The organism is Herbaspirillum huttiense, from assembly GCF_047300815.1.
Lineage (GTDB): Bacteria > Pseudomonadota > Gammaproteobacteria > Burkholderiales > Burkholderiaceae_D > Herbaspirillum > Herbaspirillum huttiense_A.
The window spans coordinates 302,315-322,418 of sequence record NZ_CP178608.1 but is presented as its reverse complement, the minus strand read 5'-3'; the positions used below and the strand labels follow the sequence as shown (position 1 = coordinate 322,418).

The window sequence follows — 20,104 nt, the reverse complement described above, 5'->3', positions numbered from 1 at the left end:
GGGCTCACGTCATCCAATTGTTCAGGTACACATCGGCAGCGGTTTCTTGACCTGCTTGCGGTTGTCGCCTTCGTCGCCGAAGTGGTCCGCCGTCCCGCCCACGGTCTGGCTGGCACTGCTGGCCTGCTGCACCACGTTGCCGGTGCTGTGCGCTGCGCTGTCGGCCACCTGTGCATTGTTGAGCGTGGCCTGCAGGTTCGTGGTCTGCTGGTTCTGCTGTTGCTGCACGACCTGCGCGGTCTGGCTGGGCTCGGCAACCACGGCGATGGCGGCACTGTTACCCACGGTACTGCTTGCGCTGGTGGAGGCTACCGGCGTGCGCTTGCCGTTGGCGTCGGTGATGGTCACGCCCTGGGCATAGCCGATCAGCTGTCCGGAGACCACCGAGAACAAGGCCACGCCGGGTGCGGCCGTGGAGATGTTGGCATTGATGGTCATCGAGTCGCCGGCCGACAGATTGATGTTGCCGCCGGTGGTGACCAGCACGCCGTTGATGACCAGCGCATCGTTGCTGCCCGAGGACGCGCTGGCCGTCAGCGTGATGGTGCCGGTGGCGCTCACGCCGCCGCTGCCGATGGTCAGCGGGCTGTGCGTGACCAGGCTCACTGAGCCGTTGGCGCTCTTGACCTGGCCGCTGGCGTCGATGCCCAGCGAACTCAACAGGTTCGACGTGTTTAGCGTACTGCCATCATCCATCATCGGAAGATTGCCGAGGAAGCCGGCCTTGCCGCCAATGGCCGAGGTCACGATGCCGCCCGTATTGTCGATGCTGACGTTGCCGCTGGCGGTCGTGACGCCATTGATGGCCACGGCGGTCGCATCGGTGGTGTTGAGCGTATTGGTGAGCGTGATGTTGCCGCTGCCGCTGTTGTTGGCGGCGAAGCCGGCAATCTGGTTGCCGCTGTTGTTGAGCACGATGCCGCTGCTGGCCGAGGCCACCAGTTGCGAGCGCACGTGCAGGGCGCTGCCGCCGGCCTGTGCAATGTCGCCGTTGCGCGCCTGCAGCAACAGGTTGTCGGCGCTGATGTTGCCCACGCGCAGGGTACCGCTGTCCTGCAGCAGGGCCGCATCGGCCAGGCTCATGTTGCCGCCGGTCTGGCTGAAGGAGCCCGCCACCACCAGGCGCGAGCTGGCGTTGCCGGTGACCTGGCCGTCAGTGACCGACAGGCTGCCCAGCCGCACGTTGCCCCCCAGGGTCAGGTTGCCGCTCTGGAGATCCACCGTGAGCGCCGACTGCGACGCATTGTTGATCGTCAGGCTGCCCGGCATGACGGCCAGGCGTTCGTTGAAGCTGAACTCCTCCTCGCCGCAGTACTCGCAGGAACTGCCGATGGTGATGCTGCCGGAACCGCGGGTATTGCCATTGAGGACCATCGATCCCGATGAAATCTGTACGCTGCCGCTCACGTTGTTGGTGCCGTTGACGATGAGCGTATCGCTGACATCAATCTGGCCGCCCAGGCTGTTGATGCCATTCATGGTCACCGTGCCGGAGGACACATTGAGCGAGCCGGTGATGCTGGTGGCACCGCTCAGGCTCAGGTTGCCGCCATCCACGCGCACCCGGCCCGAGACGCTGGTGGCGTTGGCGACGCTGACGTTGCCTTCCCAGATGTTGAGCGTACCGCTGATGTTGGCGGCATTGCGCACGGTCAGGCTGTCACCGTTCTGGTAAAGGTAGCTGCCGCTCTCCAGGATCAGGTTGGCTATCGTATCGTTGCCGTCCTGGTGGCTCATTTCCTTGCCGGCGCCGATGACGACCGTATCGATCTGGGTCGGCAGGTAAGTGTTGCTGCTGCTGACCCAGTTGCGGCGGTCACCCCATCCGGCTTCATTCTGCGAACTGGCCAGCGTGAACGTATCCGGGCCGCTCAGCGCCAGGCTGACGGTGCCGCAGCTGTAGATGGCCTTGACCATCTTTTCGGTCCCGCCCAGGGTGACGATGTCGCCCGTGACGTAACGGAAATAGCTGTTGGTCGACATCGGGTTGGCGAAGCTGAACACCTGCAGGGCCGCCGACGAGCTGTAGCCGTTGAGCAGGCTGGTCTGCAAGGTGCCATTGAGGCTCACCGAGCTGGTGTTGAAATTGACGCGGTCATAGCCATTCTGCGCATCCGAAGCGATGTCAATGAGGATCTTGCCGCCACCGTATTGCTCGTACTTGCCGCCATTGAGGGTGAGCGTACCGATCTGGCCCCTGCCTCCCGGTGCCAGCGTGCCGTTGTTGCCGATGGTGCCTTCGGCGGTAATGACGCCATTGCCGGTGATGGTCGCATTGGCGTTGTTGTCGATATTGCCGAAGCTGGCACTGCCGTCGGCCAGCGTGATCGTGCCGTTGTTGGTCAGGCGGCCCGACCCGGAGAGGAGGAAGCGAGACTCCCCGCCCGCGCCCACCAGCATGCTGCCATTGGCGTTGTTGACCACCTGGCCGGTGGAGTAGACCTGCCCGGTACCGGTCATGCTGATGTTGCCGTTGTTGACCAGGCCGCTTTCACCGATGCTGACGTTGCTGTAGCCGCCACCCAGCGTGATGGTGCCGTTGTTGACCAGACCGGTGACATCGATCTGGCTACCGCCATCAGCCAGCAGCCGGCCACTGCTGCCCACGGCAACCTGCCCGGCCGCCAAGCCGCCGAGGCTGCCCAGGCTGACAGTCCCGTTGATGGACAGCGAGCCGTTGGTAAAGCCGCCGCTGGAGCCATTGCGTACATTCAGATTGCCGCCGCCCAGCGTGATGGTCGCGTTGCTGCCGACGGTGACCATGTGCGAGACATTCGGGTAACCGATGCCGGTGTTGAGCTCCAGGTTCAGCATGCCTTCGTCGGCGCGGATATTGGCGTTGATGCTGATGTTGTTGGCAGCGTTGAGCGTGAGCGTACTGGGTTCCTCGCCGCTCTTGACGATGTTGGCGCTGACGGTGATGTTGCCGCCCTGGCTGCCACCGGAGCCGGTCACCAGCCGCACATTGGTGCCGTTGCTGAGCTGCCCGGAAATGGTCGAGGCCAGGATCTGCGAACCGCTGCCGGTGGAGGTGATCGCATAATCGGTGGAGCAGGCGGCCACCCCCGTATTGACGTTCTGCGTGGTCGTGGAGACCACTTCCAGATCATAGGGGTCGATGAGCCAGGTGCCGCCCGAGCCCACCCTGGGCACCTTCACCACTTCCAGTTGCTGGAGCCCCGAGGTATCGACGAAACCGCCCTGCCCGGGCGCGCCCAGGGCCGAGACATCGCCATCGATATGTGCCGCGTTCCCGGCGTAGAGCGTGATGTTGCCGCCCTTGGTGCCATCGGCGGAGATGCTGGAGTTGGCCGTGGTGGTCAGGTTGCCCGAGGCGCGCAGGAAGATGCGTCCCCCCTCGCGCACCACGCTGGAGGCATTGATGACGCCGCTGTTGGTGATCAGGCCCGCGGCCACGCCGATGCGCCCCGCCTCGGCCGTGATCGTGCCCAGGTTGGTGACGTTGCCGGCACTGCCGGTGACGTTGACGGTCACCCCCGGGGTCGCGGTATCGGCCAGGGTGACAGTCTGGCCGGCGGCCAGGATGACCTCGCCCTGCGGGCTGGTGATGACACCGCTGTTGGAGACGCTGCCGCCGATCAGGTAGACGCTGCCGCCGGTCGCCGAACTGATCTTGCCCTGGTTGTCCACCAGGCCGGCCGTCCCATCCTTGGCGAAGTTGAGCCGCCCGGCCAGGAAGTCGCTGTCGCTGATGGCCAGCGAGGTGGCGATGAAGCGCCCCGCATCGATGGTGCCGCTGGGCCCGATCACCACGCCATTGGGGTTGTACAGCACCACCGTGCCATTGGCCGAGAGCTTGCCGTAGATCTGCGAGATGTCCGCCCCGCTCACCTTGGCCAGCAAGGCGGACGCAGCACTCGGCTGGGCCACGTTGACCGCCGCATCGGCGCCGATGCTGAAGGAGGCGAAGCGCGCGATGGCCTGCGGCGACAGCTGGTTGATGTTGAGCGTATTGCCGTTCTGGCTGAAGCTGAGGTTGCCGTTGACCACGCTCCAGCCGGTGGGCAGGGTGCCGGGTGCGGGCGCGGCGGCCAGCACCGGTGCCTGCCAGGCCGCGCACACGGCGAGGGCCGCCAGGGAAAGGCGCGCACCGGGCGCCAGCACGCGCTGCCAGGCGCGGCGCAACAGGCGCGACAGCAGCATCGGCAGCGGCTTGCGCGCACGCCACGACAGCGTCAGCCTGCGCTTGCCCACGCGCACCGTGACCGACGGGGGCAGCAGTTCGATGGCCGGCTGCGCCGGGGCTTGCACGGGAGTGGATGTCGATGTCATGTCAGAACCCCAAGGTGGCGCTCAGATGGGCGTTGAGATCGCCCCGCTGTTCGGTGGCTGATTTGCCATTGAGCAGAACCCGCGCCACGTCCAGGCGCAAGCTGAAGTCGCGGCCCAGCGTGTAGCGCAAGCCTGCGCCCAGACTGGCCAGCGTCACCGTCGAAGACAGCGTGGACGCCGCAGTGACATTGTTGTTGGCACCGCGCCCGGCATCGACGAAGCCGAGCAGGCGCAGGTTGCCGCGCATCTCGCTCTTGGCCAGCAGGTCGGGCGTGTAGAGTTCGTTGTTGATGACCACGCCGCTGTCGGCGGCCACGGCGCGCTCGGTGAAGCCGCGCACCGCCGTGGCGCCGGCCAGGCCGAACTGCTCCACCGCAGGCAAGGCCTGGGACGACACCTGCAGCACACCGGCCAGGCGCACCTGCCAGTCATCCTTGAACACCTTCAGCCAACTCGCGCCGCCACGGATGACGACGAAGTTGTCCATCGACTGGCGCGACCCGGAGAAGAGCGAATAGCGGTCCGTCACCCCCAGCGTGTCGTTGCGGCGCGCCTGGCCGGTGGCCAGGTTGCGGGCGATGCCGAGGTTGTAGTCCAGCAGCTGGCCCACCCCTTGTTGCTGGGCGCTGTAGCTCACCGACAGCGGCAGCGTGGAGTACGGCAGGCAGGTATTGAGCGAGGCGCCATTGAGCAGACCGCCATTGATGTTGCAGGAGGAATCGACCTTCTTGTAATCGGCACCGATGACCAGCTTGCTGCTCCACTCGCCGCTGCGCGCAAAGTAGTGGTTCCAGCGCAGCGCATAGATTTCGCCGCGGCCGGTGATGTTGAGGGTGGAATTGAGCGCCAGCGTCTGGCCCGAACTCACGTTGGATTTGCCGTAGATGAGATCGAGGCTGTCCCCCATGCCGTAGAGCGGCACGCGATAGCCCAGCGAATAGAGATCGACCTTGGCGCCGGAGGGACTGTCGGGCGAAGTGGTGTAGGCCACGGTGCCCACGTGATCGCGGTCGAACAGGTTGCTGTGCTGCAGGGCCACGCCGGTGCGCCAGTGCCCGGTATCGCCGCTGCCGCTGTTGTCGACGTTGAGCATCACGCGCAGGGGACGTTCATCCTTGACCGCGATGGCGGCATCGATCTGGTTGGTGGTCTCGGAGGCGGTCAGCGTCACGTTGACCTGCTTGGCCGGGTTGTCGTTGGCCAGTTGCACCGACTCGGAAATGCGCCGCAGGTTGGGTGCGCTGCCCTCCACCAGCTGGGGAATGCTGGCACGAATGTTCTGCTCGCTGAAATGGCGGTTGTCGCTCACCACCACCTTGCCCACCACCGTCTCGACCACTTGCAGGCGCACCACGCCACCGGTCAGTTCCTGCTCCGGCACGCTCACTTGCACGGCCGTGTAACCGGCGCTGCGATAGGCGTTTTCGAGGGCTTCCAGCGCTTGCTGGATATCGCCATAGACACGGCCGGCCCCCTGGAAGGGCGCCACCGCAGCATCGAGCGTGGCCTGGGGCAGCAAGGTATTGCCTTCCACCGCAAAGCGCGTGATGTCGAAGCGTTCGTCATTGTGTGCTGGCGCACCCTCGACCGTGGTAGCGGCATTGCCGGGCGCCGGTGCTGCCGGTTGCGCGAAAACGGCCATGGCACTGCCCAGCAGCGCCATGCCCATCAGAGAATGCCCCAAGCATCGTTTCATCGTTTCAGTGACCCGCCCCCCGGCGAGCCCTCCCAGTTTTCTTGTTGTGGAGCACGGCCTTGGCCCTGCTCTCACTGCCACCTTTCCATCTCGCTCGCTGCCTGCGGCGGTGCCACTACCAGAGTGGCACGGACGCAGGACCTGGCCGACGCACGCTGCGCCCTGGCCACGGAAACCGACAACAAAAAAAGATGAAAAGGAACCCCTGAAGCAGACTTGCCCGGCAGCGACATTCCACTTCTTGCAGGAGGGATCGCATCGCGGCCGGGGGCGCTACCGCCTTGCCAGGCGGCATCGCACTTGATGCTTGTAAAGTATACTGACAAGGGCTGACCGCGTCGACAAGATTCGACCAAAAACCGCCTGTGGCGGGCGTTTGCGGGCCATTGCCCAACGTTTGATTGCCGTCCGGAAATCATTTCCGGGGGCCGGGTGCAAAGAATTTCAGGCAAACCCATCCGGCGAGAACATTTGCGCACAACGTGTCAGGGCGCTGTCAGGATGCCAATTTCCCGGCGGAAAAAGGAGGCACCAACGTCCGGACGAACTCCTCGCGCGCCATCGCTGTTGCCGACCGGCACCCGGGCGCGCGCTGCTTACTTGGTCTCGAAAGTGGTCACGCCATCCCAATCGGCCGGGGGCGGTGCCTGGCGGTAATGGGCAATGCGCTCCAGGTAGAGCGCATACAGTCCACGCGCCTGGGCGGCCTGCAGCGCCTCGATGGCGGCCTGCGCCTCATCCCAGCGTTGCGCACGCACCAGGGCCAGTGCCGCATGCCACTGCTCCACTTCGGCGCGCAGCACGGCATCGAGTTCGCTCTCCAGGGCCAGCGGTTCGAAGATGGGCACCGGCTCGTTCTTGCCCTTCACGCGCACCCGGTCCAGCTCGCGGTAGGCGAACTGCGGCGCAGCCTGGCGCGTGGCATCACCGACCAGCACGCCGACCCCGTAGACCTTGGTGATGGACTCCAGGCGCGAGGACAAATTGACCGCATCGCCCATCACCGTGTATGCGCGGCGGATGCGCGAGCCCATGTCGCCCACGCGCATCTGGCCGCTGTTCAAACCGATGCCGATCTTCAGCGGCGGCCAGTTGCGGCGCGTGAATTCCTCGTTGAGCAGCAGCGTGGTCTGCTGCATCTTCAGTGCTGTCGCTACTGCGCGGGCGGCGTGATCGGGTACGTCCAGCGGGGCTCCCCAGAAGGCCATCACGGCGTCGCCGATGTACTTGTCGAGGGTGCCGCGATTGCCGCGAATGTCTTCCGACATGGCCGTCAGGTACACGTTGATGTATTCGCGCAGCTCGTTGGGCTGCAGGCTCTCCGAGATGGTGGTGAACCCGCGCACGTCGGAGAACATCACGGTCAGTTCGCGGATCTCGCCTTCCATGTTGTAGCTGGCCGGATTGGCCGCCATTTCGGCCACCAGTTCCGGTGCCACGTATTCGCCGAAGAGGTTGACGATGGCCTTGCGGTTGCGATATTCGAACAAGTAGCCCCAGGCCAGGTTGCTGATGAACAGCAGCGCCACCAGCAGCAGCGAGGACGCCAGCGGCAGCACCAGGCCGGCGCTGTCATAGAGCCAGTAATTGAGTCCGCCCAGGGCCGCCGCCGTCGCCAGCGACAGCAGCACCGAGGCCAGCGGCCCCAGCGCGGGCAGCAGCAAGCCCAGCAGCAGGCCGGCCAGCGCCACCTGCAAGCCGTCATAGCCGACCGCGAAATCGGGCCGGGTCTTGAAGTCATCATCGATGATGGAGGCGATCAGGTTGGCGTGGATCTCCACCCCCGGATAGACCGGGCTCACCGGCGTGGCCCGCAAGTCGTTCAAGCCCGGCACGGTGGTCCCCACCAGCATGACGCGGCCATCGAGCTGGTCATGCGGATAGGTGCCACGGATGACGTCCACCGCCGGGACATAGCGAAAGGCACCGCCCTGCGGTCCGCCACGGCCGCGATAGGTCACCAGCGTGGTCAGCCCGCGCTCCACCGGAATGATCAACGGCTGCGGACGCGCCTCCACGGCGATGGCGGCCAGCGCGTCGTAGTTCTCCTTCTGGCTTCCCAGCAGTCCGTCGGCGCTGGTCAGGAAGACCGGCTTGATGCGCTTGCCATCGACCGCGACCCGGGCCGTGGCCAGGGCCAGCGACTCGTAGAAGTCGTCGCCATGCCGCGCCAGCAGCGAGACCGTGCGAATGAGTCCGTCGTCATCGGGGACCGGATTGAAGAAACCACCGGCGCGCGCGGCCGCCTGCAACTGCGGCAGGTTGGCGCCATAGGCGCGCCAGCGCACCACCTGCACATCGCGCCCGCCCAATGCGGCCACGCCGAAGGCGGGTGGCGGCAACTGGCCCTTGACCACGGCGCCCTCTTCGTTGGAGAAGGCATAGCCCATCACTACCGGCTGGCCCTGCAGGGCAGCGGCCAGGCGTGCGTCGTAATCCATCTGCGGCTTGAGCAGGCGCAATTGCTGCGCCAGCTGCGGCACGTCCTTCAAGGGCCCGTGCGCCAGGTCTTCCAGGCGCCCGTACCCGGAGGTGGTGTCGGGCTCGGCGAAGACCACGTCGAAACCGACCGACTGCGCCTGGTAGGCATGGGTCATCTGCTCCACCAGCTTGGCCACCAGGTCGCGGCTCCAGGGCCAGCGGCCCAGCTCGTTGATGCTGCGTTCGTCGATGTCGACGATGACGATGCGCGGATCCAGCGCCGGCTTGGCCACGCGCATGCGCAAGTCATAGAAGAACAGGTCCATGCGCTCGACCACGCGATTGGGCAGCACGCCCACCACCACCGCCTCGGCCAGGCCGATGAGCACCAGCGCCAGCAGCCAGCGCGCCCAGTACTTGGCGAAGACGGTACGCAAACGACGCAACATGGACTTTCCCCCGATTCCCTTTTTGATTGGCTGCGATCATGCCACCAGTTGCCTGCGCCCACAATCGGCGCTGCACGCCGGGAGTTGCCACACGGCATGACTGCATGAATAGGGGAAATAAGCCAGACGCGATGAACCGATGCGCAAAATGGGTTCTAATGATTTCCCGCCACCGATGAAGGAGCCCCGCATGCAGCCCATTCCCATGATCACCCTGCGCAATGGCGCGCAAGTCCCGGCACTTGGCCAGGGCACCTGGAACATGGGCGAGTCGGCCGCGGCCGCCGGCGCCGAGGTGCGCGCCCTGCAGGCCGGCATCGACCTGGGCATGACCCTGATCGATACCGCCGAGATGTATGCCGATGGGCAGTCCGAACGCATCGTCGGCCGTGCCATCAACGGCCGCCGCGAACAGGTCTATCTGGTCAGCAAGGTGTTGCCGCACAACGCCAGCGAGCGCGGCACCATCGCCGCCTGCGAGGCCAGCCTCAAGCGCCTGGGCACCGATCACCTGGACCTCTACCTGCTGCACTGGCGCGGATCGCATCCGCTGGCAGCCACCATCGCGGGCATGGAGACGCTGATGGCGCAGGGAAAAATTCGCGGATGGGGCGTCAGCAATCTCGACACCGACGACATGGACGAGCTGGCCGATGCGCCCGGTGGCGAGCAGGTGCTGTGCAACCAGGTGCTCTACAACCTCTCGCGCCGGGGGATCGAATATGACCTGCTGCCGCAGGCAGCGCAAAGCGGCGTGGCCGTGATGGCCTATTCACCCATCGAGCAGGGCCGCATCCTCAAGCAGGCGGCCCTGAAGGCGGTCGCGCAGCGCCACGGCGTGACACCGGCTCAGGTAGCGCTGGCGTGGGTGTTGCGCCGTCCCGGGGTCTTCGCCATTCCCAAGGCCGCCGATGTCGCGCACGTGCAGGCCAACCGGGCCTGCCTGGCGCTGCATCTGAACGAAAATGACTTCAGTGAACTGGATGCGGCCTTTCCACCGCCACGGCGCAAGCAGCCGCTGGCGATGTTGTGAAGCAATGACCCCTCAGGCCGCTGCTTCCAAGGCTTGCAAGGTCTTGAGCAAGTAGCGCACGGCCGCCGGAATCGGCGCAATCACCGGCACCGGAAAACGCTGCGCCAGTGCCATCGCCGCCTGCCCCAAGGGGCCGCCGCCTATCACCACCGCCTCGGCACCATCGCGCTCCACGCAGGCGCGCACGGCTTGCGCCAGTGCCTCTTCCAGGGCCAGCGGATCGGCCGCCAGCGCGCGTGGATCACCGGCGGTCAGGCGAATGCCGGTGTAGAGCGCAGCCACGCCAGCCTGCTGCGCTTTTTCACCAATCACCTCAGCCAGCTCCGGGGTGACGGTGGCCACACCGAAGCGGCGCCCTCCCTCGGACGCCTCCAGCATCGACGCTTCACACAGCCCGGCGACGGGCCGGCCATCGAGCGCACGCAAGCGCTCGATGCCGGGGTCGCCGAAGGCGCTGATGATGGCGCCCACGCTATGCCGACCGCCTTCGCGCCAGTTGCGCTCGACCTCCGCCCCCGCCGCCGCCAGCTCCACGGCATTGACGATCATCTCCGGCCCCTGCCGCGCACTCACACCGCTGAGCGCGTATCCCGCTGGCAGCGTGGTGCGGGCGATGGCCACCATCATCTCGGTGGTGGCCTGGGAGGAATTGGGATTGATCAACAGGATATGCGGCATGCCAGACTCATGAAAAAGGAAATCAACTACGCGCAACGACCGCCTGCACCCCAGCCTCCGGCGCAGTCTCCTCCAGCGGTGCATCGGGCGATTTGCCATAGGTCTCGGGCACGGTACGGATGGCCACAGTGAAGATGCCGTACATGGCAGCGATCATGCCGAACACGCCCGCCAGCCCGAAGGCATCGAACAGGCGGCCGGCCACCAGTGGCATCAGGGCACCCGCCGCCGTGCCGGTGGCGAGAATGAAGGCAGTGCCGAAGGCGCGCACGCGGGTCGGATACAGCTCCGGCGCGAAGATCCAGATGGTGGTGTTGAGCAGCAGCACGAAGAACTGGAACACCGCCCCTGCCGCCAGGATCAGCACGATGCTCTTGGCCAGGAAACCAATGGCCAGCGCCGCCAGGCAGGCGCACATCGCACCTGCGGTCAGCACGCGCTTGCGCGGCAGATGGAATCCGAAGACCGAAGCGGCAATTGCCCCCAGCAGGCTGCCGCTCTGCATGACCATGGTGAACAACAGGCTCTTGGAAATGGTGTAGCCCAGGCTCACCAGGATGGTCGGCATGAGCGTGAGCACCGAGATCTGTGCGCCATAGGTCATCCAGATGGCGATGCACAGGGGCAGCGTGCGGCGCGCCAGCGCACCCTGGAAGATTTCCATGGAGCGCACCTTGGCCGGGGCGGCCTGCTGGCGGCTGCCATCGTCGCTGATCCAGTCACGGCCTTGGGGTGCCGGGCCGGAGAGCTTGCCACTGGCCAGCCGCGCCAATACCTCGTTGGCCTCGGCGATCTTGTGGCGCGAGAGCAGGAAGCGCGGCGTCTCCGGAATGTAGCGGCGATAAAAGGCCCCCAGCAGCGCCGGCAGCATCAGGCAGAAGAACAGCCAGCGCCAGCTGTTTTCACCAGGAAAGAGCGAAAACACCAGCAGCCCGAAGGCCGGTGCCAGGAAATTGCCCATGCCGCCCGCGCCCACATTGACCAGCCCCACGGCGGTGCCGCGGAATTTGCTGGAACAGAACTCGGCCAGCATGGTGACCGCAATGGCGATCTCGCCACCGAGACCGAAACCGACGATGGCGCGGCCCACGGCCATGACCGTCAGGTCCGGGGCCAGCGCGCAGATGCCTGCCCCCAGCGTGAAGAGCAGCAGGTCCAGGCTCAGCATGACGCGCCGACCATAACGGTCAGCCACCAGACCCGAGACGATGCGGCCGATGGCGGCGCTGGCGAAGGTGACCGTGTTGAGCAGGCCGATGTCGGTCGCCGTCAGGCCCCACTGCTGCTTGAGCAACGGGCCGACCAGGCCGATGGCGTTCTGTTCGAAGCTGTCGAAGAGACAGCCGATCAGGATCAGGAAGATGATGGTGTGATGCGAACGGGTTACCCCGATCTTGTCCAGCGCGCCGTCCAGTTCGGCCACGCGCGGCGAGTGCGGCAGGTCGGGCGATGAAAGTGTGGGTCCGGCCATGGTCTGCTCCTCTTGCGTTGGAAGGTCCAATGAGTGCTGCTCGGTATGTGCATCGGGTGATGCGAGGCGGTGAGACCACGGCGACCTGACCTTGCGGCCATGAAAATACTGTAGTCCAGCATGCCCAGGAATGAAAGTACGATTTCAATTTATATTGTTAATTGAAATTTGAATTTCATTCGTGCAGCAGCACTAGCAATCTGCGTGCCAACCATCGCCCCCGTATGAAATCTGGATTTCAGGACAAAATGACCTGCCGGAAGGGCCCGGTACGCGCCGCAAGAGGGCGTGCAGCGCGGTCAGCGCACTGCCAAGGGGCGGCACGCATGAAAATCGTGAGTCAAAAAAGGGAAGCGCCTGAAATCAGGATTTCAATGTGGAAAGAAGGCAATTCTCCAACATTCCACCGCAGCAACTCAATCGAAGTCGCCCAGCTCCTCATGCTCCTGCTCCACTGCCGCCAGCCGCTTGCGTCCGGCCGCACCACTGGCGTCGATCACCAGGGTGGACAGCAGATCACACAGCGCCATCACGCCGACGTGATTATCCAGCGAGCCGGGACCACGGCAATGCGCCTGCAGCGACCAGGTGGCCAAGGCATAGTCGGATGAAGCCTGGTCACTGATGTAGAGCAGATAGGACCCGGCGCGCGTGGCGGCCTCCAGCAGGCGTTCCATCTGCCCGGTCTGGCGGCGCGTGCCGAAGACGATCACGCAATCGCGCTCGGACAGGCCGGCGGTATATTCGGCGAGGGTCTCGCCCGGCCCCGGCAGGCAGCTCACGCGCGGCAAGACCTGGATGATCTGCCAGCGCAGGTAGAGTGCGAAGGCCTGGCTGCTGCGGCTGCCGAAGATCAGCACCTGGGGCGCGTTGACGATGGCGCGGGCAATCTCGGCCAGGGTGGCGTCGGAGAGGCGCTCGAAGGTTGCCGCCAGGTTCTGCTGGGATTGCTGGAAGTGCGCCGCCACCGAACGCACCTGGCGCGCAACACCGGCGCTGCTGGCGTGGAACAGCGGGGAGCCGGTTTCCTGTTCCTCGCGCACGTGGCGGCGGGCTTCCTCGTAGCTCTCGTAACCGACGCGGCGGATGAAGCGGCTCACGGTCGAAGGCGACACGCCCGCCAGTTGCGCCAGCTCGTTGCCGGCATAGCTGGCCAGCTCGCCCGGAAACTCCAGCAGGAAGTCCGCCAGCTGGCGTTCGGTACTGGAGAGTTCGTCGAGTTTGCTGCGCACGCGGCGCACGAAGGATTCGGCAGAAGGTTTCATGTCGGTGCGGGGCAGATCGGCGATGCAGTTCAATGCGGGCGGTCGCGAAGCCGTGGCGGGCGAACTGCTTCATCTCGCCGCAAACCCGCGCGATCCGGACCGGGTCGCCGCATTGTATAGCAGCCCGGACCTGCGGCGTCAGCCGAACTTGCGCGCCGCGTCGATGGCCAGGCCGCTGCCGATGCTGCCGAACAGGTCGCCTTCCACATGCCGCGCCTGCGGTGCCAGCGCACTGATGCGTTCGCGCAGCAGGCGCACGCCGCTGGAGCCGCCGGTGAAGAACACGCTGTCGATGTCGTCGGCGCGCAGGCCGGCCTGCTGCAACAGCGCCAGCACGGTCTGCTCCACCGATTGCACCAGGTGGTCGACGGCACCGTTGAAGTCGCGGCGCATAAGCGGCAACTGCTCGGGCTGGCGCAGGCGGTCCAGGTCCAGCAGGGTCTGCTCGGCGCTGGAGAGCGCGATCTTGCCCGCCTCCACCTGCAGCGCCAGCCAGTGGCCGCAACGCTGCTCGACCACATCGAGCAGGCGCGCAAAGCGCTCGCGGTCGGCCACTTCGCGCGCCACGTCCTGCAGCTGCTGCCAGGCCTTGCGGGTGTAGAGCTGGTTGATGGTGTGCCAGGTGGCCAGGTTGAAGTAATAGCTGGAGGGGATCTCGGCATTGCCCTGCAGGCGGCCGCCCAGGCCCAGCAGCGGCATTACGCAGGCCAGGCTGAAATACTTGTCGAAGTCGGTGCCGCCGATGTGCACGCCGCCATTGGCCAAGATGTCCTCGCGCCGCTCGCTGCGCGCCGCGCGCTCGGGCGAAAGACGCACCAGCGAGAAGTCGGACGTACCGCCGCCGATGTCGACGATGAGCACCAGCTCTTCCTTGTCGATGCGCGACTCGTAATCGAAGGCGGCGGCAATCGGTTCGAACTGGAAGGCGATGTCCTTGAAACCGACATCGCGCGCAATCTCTTCCAGCGTATCCTGGGCCAGTTGGTCGGCGGCCGCATCGTCATCGACGAAGTGTACCGGACGGCCCAGCACCACCTTGGAGAACGAGGTCCCGGCCGCGCGTTCAGCCCGCTGCTTCAATTCACCGATGAACTGCGAGAGCAGGCCGCGATAGGGCAGCGCACGGCCGCCCACTTCGGTCTGGCCATCGATGGCGCCGGAACCGAGCAAGCTCTTCAGTGAACGCATCAGGCGGCCTTCGTAGCCGGCCAGGTATTCGCCCAGGCCAGCGCGGCCATAGCTGAAGCTGTTCTCGTCGGCATTGAAGAACACCACCGAAGGCAGCGTGGCCTTGCCGTCTTCCAGCGGCAGCAGCAGGGAATCCCCGGCCTGCGGACGCAGCCAGCCGACCGTGGAATTGGAGGTGCCGAAATCCACACCGCACGCGTTCGCCATCGATCACTCCTTCTTTTTTGGGTCGGCAATCATATAGAAAACCACCGTGCTTGTCTGCACGGCGTCATGGCGGCGTTTGAAGCAAACAACATGCCGCCGTGAAACCATTGCCGACCCGGCAATGCCAGGATGACAAGCCAACGAAAAACGGCACCGCCAGGCAAGGCTGCCCGGCGGTGCCGTGGGAGGCACTGGCTAAAACCGCTGTGGAAAACTTAGAATTCCTGCGCCACCGGGCGCAGCACCACTTCGCTGATATCCACATTGGCCGGCTGCTCGATGGCATAGGCAATGGCGCGCGCCACCGAATCGGACGGAATCTGGTTGGCTTCATACCAGGCCAGCAGGGCTTCCGAGGTTTCCTTGTCGCTGCTGTGGGTCTTCAGTTCGGAATCCACCGCCCCCGGGGAGATGATGGTGGTGCGCACACCGTCCGGTGCTTCGGTGCGCAGGCCTTCGGTGAGGGCGCGCACGGCGAACTTGGTCGCGCTGTAGACGGTACCCATGCCGGCGAAGACCTTGATGCCCGCCACCGAGGACACATTGATGATGTGGCCCGAGCCCTGCGCGGCAAAGCGCGGCAGCGCGGCGGCGACGCCATAGAGCACGCCCTTGACGTTGACGTCGATCATGCGGTCCCACTCCTCGACCTTGAGCTTGGCCATCGGGGCCAGCGGCATGATGCCGGCATTGTTGACCAGCACGTCGATGCGGCCGAAGTGCTGCTCGCCCTTGGCGACCAGGGCTTCGACGTCGTCGCGGCGCGCCACGTCAGTGGTCACGGCGATGGCCTGGCCACCGGCGGCGGTGATGTCGGCCACCAGTTTTTCCAGACGCTCGGTGCGGCGTGCACCCAGTACCAGCTTGGCACCCAGTGCAGCCAGGTGACGTGCGGTGGTTTCGCCCAGGCCGCTGCTGGCGCCGGTGATGACGACGACTTTGTCCTTGATGTTGTTGCTCATGATGAATCCTTTCCAGTGATGGGGGTTGGCTTGCGGTTGCTGCGTGTCGATGGAAGGATTATGGGTGGCGCCACTATGCCAAACAATGGAAATGATAAGATTACAGAATTCCATTTTAAGGAATCATCATGCTCAACCGACTGGAGATGCTGCGCATCTTCTGCGCTGCCGCCGATACCGGCAGCTTCAAGGACGCCGCCATCCGGCTCGGCATTTCACCGCAGGCGGTCACCCGCGCCATCCAGGAACTGGAACGCCTGCAAGGCGAGATGCTGTTCCATCGCAATACGCGCCAGGTGCGCATCACCAGTTTCGGCGAAGCGCTCGCCGAACGCGCACGCGAAAGCCTGCGCGATCTCGATGGGCTCTTCGACACGGAGGCCGCCAGTCCGGCCGACGAGATGAGCGGATTGGTGCGCCTGGCCGCACCATCTGCGTTCGGACGCAGCCGCCTGCTGCCCATCGTGGAGCGATTGGCGCAGGCACATCCCGGCTTGCGCTTCGACCTGCGCCTGACCGATCAGCGCGCCGATGTGGTGGGAGAAAAGATCGACATCGGCATCCGCGTCGGCACCGTGCCGGACAACCGCTTCGTGGTGCGGCGCCTGGCCAAGGTGCGCTTTTATGTGGTGGCCACGCCGCGCTTCCTGCGGCGCCATGGCACCCCTGAGGACACCGAAGCCCTGCGCGCCCTGCCCTGCACCGCCATGCTGGACCGGGGCACGGGCCGGCCCTGGCCCTGGCTGTTCGCGCAGGAGCACCAGTGGATGGCCGACCATGCCCGCTTCCTCTGCGATGATTCCGAGGGGGAATATCTGTTGGTGAGAAGTGGCGTGGCCATCGGCCAGATCGCCGGTTTCCTGTGCGAGGACGATATCGCGGCAGGACGGCTGGTCCCCGTCATGACTGATCTCGAACCCGATCCCTGGGACATGTACCTCTACCGCCCGCAACGCGGGCCGGTGCCGCCGCGCCTGCGGCTGGTGTTCGATACGCTGGTGCGCGAATTCGCCGAATGAACGTGCAGGCTTACCAGCGGCAGTCGTGATCCATCAGCACTTCGGCACTGCCCTGTTCCTCGCGGTCGAAATTGACCGGCATGTTGACCAGGAAGAAGCCGGTGCTGCCATCGGCAAAACGCGCGCCGGTCAGCAGCAGTGACTGCGAGGCCATGTTGTCGGCCGCATAGGCGCTACGGGCAGCGGCCAGCTTGAAGGGATCGTGCTGCGCCAGGGCATCGGCAGGCAGGCGCATGACCCAGTAGCGATGGCCTTCGAAATACCACGGCAGCCATTGCTGGAAAGGATCGCCCCGGTGATCGGCGAGGCTGGCCGCCACATCGCGGCGCATGCAGTCGATGTGCAGATGCAGGTGCAATTGCGAACGGCCGGCGGCCGAATTGATTTCAATGCCCAGCTGTTCATCGGAGAGCGGACGGCCCAGGGCCTGCGCCACACGGGCGCGCTGCTCCCAGGCATAGGCCCAGTAGTTGGGGGCATCCGCTTCCAGCAAGGCGGGACTTTCAATGCCGGTAAGCCGCCGGGTCGGCATGAGCAGGTACTGCGCCGGGCCGACGATGTCCTTGAGGACCACAAAGCCGCGCGCCAGATCGACCATCACGCACGGTTGCGGGCGGCCGGTGGCCTGCATGCCGGGGACGCATTGCTGGCTGGTGATTTCCCACAGCTTGTGGGGATCGGCAGCCTGGGCCGGCGCAGCCGGCAGCGTCAGCCACAGTCCCAGCAGCAGGGAAAGGCAGGAAGGAAAACGGGAAAGCAGTCGCATCGGAACCGTCCGGAGCAAGGGGCAGCAAGGCCGTGCAGGGTAGCGGGCCGGTGTTTCCGCAGGATGACAGCGATGCGGCCGGAAGGATTACTTGTCGCGCGTGGCCTGGACCAGGCACTTGGAAAGCTTGTCGAAATGCAGCCAGGCGGCCTGGCTCAGTTCGACCTGCTTGCGGCGCGGGTCTTCGGTATCGGCCAGCACGATCCAGCCCTTCTCGCGCATGGATTTGAGGCGCGCATGCAGCATGGCGGGCGAACCGAATTCGCTTTGCGCCATCAGGTCGCGCACCGACAGCCGCTGCTGGTCCTGGCCGGCGCGGGCGATGAAGGCCAGGATCCGGTCTTCGAGCGGATCCAGCGTAGCCAGTGACGGCAATCCCCGCAGTGCTTCGGCCAGTTGCAGAAATCTCAGGTAGATATCCGCCGGCCGCTTGTTTTTACCCATATGGCGATGGTGTTGGTTGTTGTCGTGCAAGTCCGCAACGTGCTACGTACGCAGAACGCACAACGCGTAACGCGCGCGCGACATCGTTCCAGAATTGATAGCGAATCATACGCCGGGCCTGCCTGAAAGTGCAATCTTTACCGCCTTTACCGGCAGCAATGCCTCCGGCGGTAACGTTTGCACGCCGATTTGCGAGGCGTATGCGCCACACTGCTGAAAATTGTTGAAGTGCAGCGCCCTGCCGCATTGGGTAACATACGCGCCGTTCCGCATGTCCCAGCCGCCCCCGCCATGCCAGCCTCGTCCGACCACCGTTCCGTCCTGCGCACCCACCTGGCCGCCATCGCCGGCACGGCGCTGTGCTATTTCCTGTTCTATTCCATCAATGAATGGCTGTTCCGGCGCACCGAGTTCACTGAGGGCATCGCCTGGATCTACCTGCCGGCCGGCGTGCGCCTGATCTGCACCCTGCTCTTTGCCGAGGCCGGCTGCGTGGGCCTGCTGGTGGGCTCCCTGGCCACGGCGGCCACCTACCAGCTGTTCCCGCATGACCTCATCGCCGCCGCCGGTTACTGCCTGATCTCGGCCGGCGCACCCTACCTGGCCTACCAGCTCACCCTCTCCGGCATGGACCTGGGCCGCAACCTGGCCAAGCTCAACACCACCCGGCTCATGGCCTGCATCCTGCTCTATGCACTCTCCAATCCGCTGTTCCAGCTGATCTGGTTCGTCATGCGCGGGGTCTATCCGGATTTCTGGAGCGGCTTGATCGTCATGTCCATCGGCGATCTCTCGGGCTCGCTGATCGTGGTCTACCTGTGCAAATTGCTGCTGTCATTCTTGCCCCGCATGCCGCTGCCGCGGCGCTGACCGCAGTGCGCGCACTGTCGCCGGCAGGCGTCAGTCGGCAGGACAACTTCGAACTTGCGGGTAACCTGAGGCAACATTTTCTTCACCCGGGTTAACACCAACCTGCGTGGTGTAATACGCCCGACACATTTCCTCGCTACGCTGCGCATCGCTATAAAAACTATAGCGCTACAAATCGTATAACGAAGCTTCGAGGAGTGTGGCATGCGCAGTTGGGACGAACCCAAAAAACGGAAGGCCCGCGTCGAGATCATCCCGATGATCGACGTGATGATGTTCCTGCTGGTCTTCTTCGTGCTGATCAGCCTGAACGTGATTCCGGCCCTGGGCCTGAAGACCCAGCTGCCCAGGTCCTCCACTGCGCAGGACCTGAAGCCCCAGACCAAGGCCATCATCACCATCGCCAAGGATGACGTGATCCAGGTCGATGGCGACAATACCACCCTGGACGCCCTCACCGCCCGCCTCGACAAGCTGCGCAAGGGTGACGAGAAACTCAATCTCATCATCAACAGTGACCGTGGCGTGGAAGTGCAGCGCCTGGTCGACGTGATGGATACGCTCAAGAAGGGCGGCTTCGATTCCATCTCGATTGCCACCCGCAAGCCGTGATGATGAACGCTCCCGTCCTCTTCCGTTTGCGCGAGCCGCTGGCCACGCTGCCCTCGCTGGCAGTACTGGCCGTGCTGATCATCGCCGGTGTGCAGAAGGCCACCGAACTGCAGCGCAAGGAAGATCCGCAGCCGGTCCAGATCTCGCTCACGGAAGTGCCGCCCCCTCCGCCGCCGCAACCCAAGCCGCAAGTGCAACCGCAGCCCAAGCCGGTGGAGCCGCCCAAGAAACAGGAAGCCCCCAAGCCCGTGGCCAAGCCAGCCCCGGCCAAGCAGGCGAGCGCGCCGGCAGAGCCGGCACTGCCCTCGGCCACCGCACCGATCCTGCCGGCCACACCGCCGCAGGCGAGCGCCCCGGCCGCGCCGCCCGTGCAAGCGGCACCGGTGGCACCACCATCGCCGCCACCGGCCAACACCGCCAACATCGAACAGACCTACGTGGGCCAGTTGCGCGCGCATCTCAACAGCATCAAGCGCTATCCCACCGGCCGCGAAGCCAGCACCCTGCGTCCGCAAGGCAAGGTGCGCGTGTGGTTCGTGTTGAAGCGCGATGGCAGCGTGGTCGACAGCGGCATCGAGAGTTCATCGAACTCCATGCTGCTCGATGATGCCGCCCGCAAGACCATCAACCGCGCCGCCTTCGCGCCCTTCCCGGAAGACAGCTACAAGGGCGAGAGCACGCACCGGTTTACCGCCGATCTGGAATTCATTCCCGTCTGACGCGGCTCGCA

The 20,104-nt window shown here is 65.1% G+C and carries 15 protein-coding genes; 5 read left to right on the top strand and 10 right to left on the bottom strand.

The window, feature by feature from the left end:
- Positions 1 to 21: 21 nt before the first annotated feature.
- The 3 genes from ACLRDN_RS01505 to ACLRDN_RS01495 form a co-directional block, all read right to left on the bottom strand.
- Complete coding sequence (locus tag ACLRDN_RS01505; RefSeq protein ID WP_413458677.1) at positions 22 to 4,293, bottom strand: beta strand repeat-containing protein; 4,272 nt, start codon at positions 4,291 to 4,293, stop codon at positions 22 to 24.
- 1 nt (position 4,294) lies between these two features.
- Positions 4,295 to 5,977, bottom strand: coding sequence for a ShlB/FhaC/HecB family hemolysin secretion/activation protein (locus tag ACLRDN_RS01500; RefSeq protein WP_413458676.1), 1,683 nt, complete (start codon positions 5,975 to 5,977; stop codon positions 4,295 to 4,297).
- Between the two features lie 608 nt (positions 5,978 to 6,585).
- Positions 6,586 to 8,859, bottom strand: a complete 2,274-nt coding sequence (locus tag ACLRDN_RS01495) for a CHASE2 domain-containing protein (protein WP_413458675.1) — start codon at positions 8,857 to 8,859, stop codon at positions 6,586 to 6,588.
- Between the two features lie 190 nt (positions 8,860 to 9,049).
- Between ACLRDN_RS01495 and ACLRDN_RS01490 the strand changes: the two genes are divergently transcribed.
- Positions 9,050 to 9,892 carry an aldo/keto reductase gene (locus ACLRDN_RS01490; protein ID WP_413458674.1) on the top strand — a complete coding sequence of 281 codons (843 nt, stop codon included), beginning with the start codon at positions 9,050 to 9,052 and terminating at the stop codon, positions 9,890 to 9,892.
- 12 nt (positions 9,893 to 9,904) lie between these two features.
- Here ACLRDN_RS01490 and ACLRDN_RS01485 read toward each other — a convergent pair whose 3' ends face one another.
- The 5 genes from ACLRDN_RS01485 to ACLRDN_RS01465 all read right to left on the bottom strand — a co-directional run bounded on the left by ACLRDN_RS01485 (position 9,905) and on the right by ACLRDN_RS01465 (position 15,663).
- On the bottom strand, positions 9,905 to 10,570 hold the full coding sequence (locus tag ACLRDN_RS01485) for an aspartate/glutamate racemase family protein (RefSeq protein ID WP_413458673.1): 666 nt from the start codon (positions 10,568 to 10,570) through the stop codon (positions 9,905 to 9,907).
- 22 nt (positions 10,571 to 10,592) lie between these two features.
- Entirely contained in the window at positions 10,593 to 12,041 is a 1,449-nt protein-coding gene (locus ACLRDN_RS01480; protein WP_413458672.1) for an MFS transporter, read from the bottom strand.
- 416 nt (positions 12,042 to 12,457) lie between these two features.
- Positions 12,458 to 13,306, bottom strand: coding sequence for a MurR/RpiR family transcriptional regulator (locus ACLRDN_RS01475; RefSeq protein WP_413458671.1), 849 nt, complete (start codon positions 13,304 to 13,306; stop codon positions 12,458 to 12,460).
- 138 nt (positions 13,307 to 13,444) lie between these two features.
- Entirely contained in the window at positions 13,445 to 14,701 is a 1,257-nt protein-coding gene (locus ACLRDN_RS01470; protein ID WP_413458670.1) for an Hsp70 family protein, read from the bottom strand.
- A 215-nt stretch (positions 14,702 to 14,916) separates the two neighbouring features.
- A complete protein-coding gene (locus ACLRDN_RS01465) occupies positions 14,917 to 15,663 on the bottom strand; it encodes an SDR family oxidoreductase (RefSeq protein WP_075256029.1) in 747 nt (248 codons plus the stop codon).
- A 128-nt stretch (positions 15,664 to 15,791) separates the two neighbouring features.
- On the opposite strand from ACLRDN_RS01465, the gene ACLRDN_RS01460 reads away from it, so the two are divergent.
- Positions 15,792 to 16,682 carry a LysR substrate-binding domain-containing protein gene (locus tag ACLRDN_RS01460; RefSeq protein WP_413458669.1) on the top strand — a complete coding sequence of 297 codons (891 nt, stop codon included), beginning with the start codon at positions 15,792 to 15,794 and terminating at the stop codon, positions 16,680 to 16,682.
- A 10-nt stretch (positions 16,683 to 16,692) separates the two neighbouring features.
- Here the strand turns inward: ACLRDN_RS01460 and ACLRDN_RS01455 are convergent, their stop codons facing one another.
- Positions 16,693 to 17,448, bottom strand: coding sequence for a CDP-diacylglycerol diphosphatase (locus ACLRDN_RS01455; RefSeq protein WP_413458668.1), 756 nt, complete (start codon positions 17,446 to 17,448; stop codon positions 16,693 to 16,695).
- Between the two features lie 87 nt (positions 17,449 to 17,535).
- The gene (locus ACLRDN_RS01450) at positions 17,536 to 17,892 is read right to left on the bottom strand and encodes a MarR family transcriptional regulator (RefSeq protein WP_034330473.1); all 357 of its coding nucleotides are present in this window, start codon (positions 17,890 to 17,892) and stop codon (positions 17,536 to 17,538) included.
- Between the two features lie 291 nt (positions 17,893 to 18,183).
- Between ACLRDN_RS01450 and ACLRDN_RS01445 the strand changes: the two genes are divergently transcribed.
- The 3 genes from ACLRDN_RS01445 to ACLRDN_RS01435 all read left to right on the top strand — a co-directional run bounded on the left by ACLRDN_RS01445 (position 18,184) and on the right by ACLRDN_RS01435 (position 20,093).
- On the top strand, positions 18,184 to 18,762 hold the full coding sequence (locus tag ACLRDN_RS01445) for a hypothetical protein (RefSeq protein ID WP_209580272.1): 579 nt from the start codon (positions 18,184 to 18,186) through the stop codon (positions 18,760 to 18,762).
- A gap of 204 nt (positions 18,763 to 18,966) precedes the next feature.
- Positions 18,967 to 19,374 (top strand): ExbD/TolR family protein, encoded by a 408-nt coding sequence (locus tag ACLRDN_RS01440; protein WP_413458667.1) that lies wholly within the window; start codon positions 18,967 to 18,969, stop codon positions 19,372 to 19,374.
- On the top strand, positions 19,374 to 20,093 hold the full coding sequence (locus ACLRDN_RS01435; RefSeq protein ID WP_413458666.1) for an energy transducer TonB: 720 nt from the start codon (positions 19,374 to 19,376) through the stop codon (positions 20,091 to 20,093). Before ACLRDN_RS01440 ends, ACLRDN_RS01435 begins: the two co-directional genes overlap by 1 nt.
- Positions 20,094 to 20,104 lie beyond the last annotated feature (11 nt).

Coding starts and splice junctions, on each gene's coding strand:
- ACLRDN_RS01435 (WP_413458666.1), top strand. CDS start 19,374: ATGATGAACGCTCCCGTCCTCTTCCGTTTGCGCGAGCCGCTGGCCACG.
- ACLRDN_RS01440 (WP_413458667.1), top strand. CDS start 18,967: ATGCGCAGTTGGGACGAACCCAAAAAACGGAAGGCCCGCGTCGAGATC.
- ACLRDN_RS01460 (WP_413458669.1), top strand. CDS start 15,792: ATGCTCAACCGACTGGAGATGCTGCGCATCTTCTGCGCTGCCGCCGAT.
- ACLRDN_RS01490 (WP_413458674.1), top strand. CDS start 9,050: ATGCAGCCCATTCCCATGATCACCCTGCGCAATGGCGCGCAAGTCCCG.
- ACLRDN_RS01470 (WP_413458670.1), bottom strand. CDS start 14,701: ATGGCGAACGCGTGCGGTGTGGATTTCGGCACCTCCAATTCCACGGTC.
- ACLRDN_RS01445 (WP_209580272.1), top strand. CDS start 18,184: ATGCCAGCCTCGTCCGACCACCGTTCCGTCCTGCGCACCCACCTGGCC.
- ACLRDN_RS01475 (WP_413458671.1), bottom strand. CDS start 13,306: ATGAAACCTTCTGCCGAATCCTTCGTGCGCCGCGTGCGCAGCAAACTC.
- ACLRDN_RS01480 (WP_413458672.1), bottom strand. CDS start 12,041: ATGGCCGGACCCACACTTTCATCGCCCGACCTGCCGCACTCGCCGCGC.
- ACLRDN_RS01450 (WP_034330473.1), bottom strand. CDS start 17,892: ATGGGTAAAAACAAGCGGCCGGCGGATATCTACCTGAGATTTCTGCAA.
- ACLRDN_RS01505 (WP_413458677.1), bottom strand. CDS start 4,293: ATGACATCGACATCCACTCCCGTGCAAGCCCCGGCGCAGCCGGCCATC.
- ACLRDN_RS01455 (WP_413458668.1), bottom strand. CDS start 17,448: ATGCGACTGCTTTCCCGTTTTCCTTCCTGCCTTTCCCTGCTGCTGGGA.
- ACLRDN_RS01465 (WP_075256029.1), bottom strand. CDS start 15,663: ATGAGCAACAACATCAAGGACAAAGTCGTCGTCATCACCGGCGCCAGC.
- ACLRDN_RS01485 (WP_413458673.1), bottom strand. CDS start 10,570: ATGCCGCATATCCTGTTGATCAATCCCAATTCCTCCCAGGCCACCACC.
- ACLRDN_RS01495 (WP_413458675.1), bottom strand. CDS start 8,859: ATGTTGCGTCGTTTGCGTACCGTCTTCGCCAAGTACTGGGCGCGCTGG.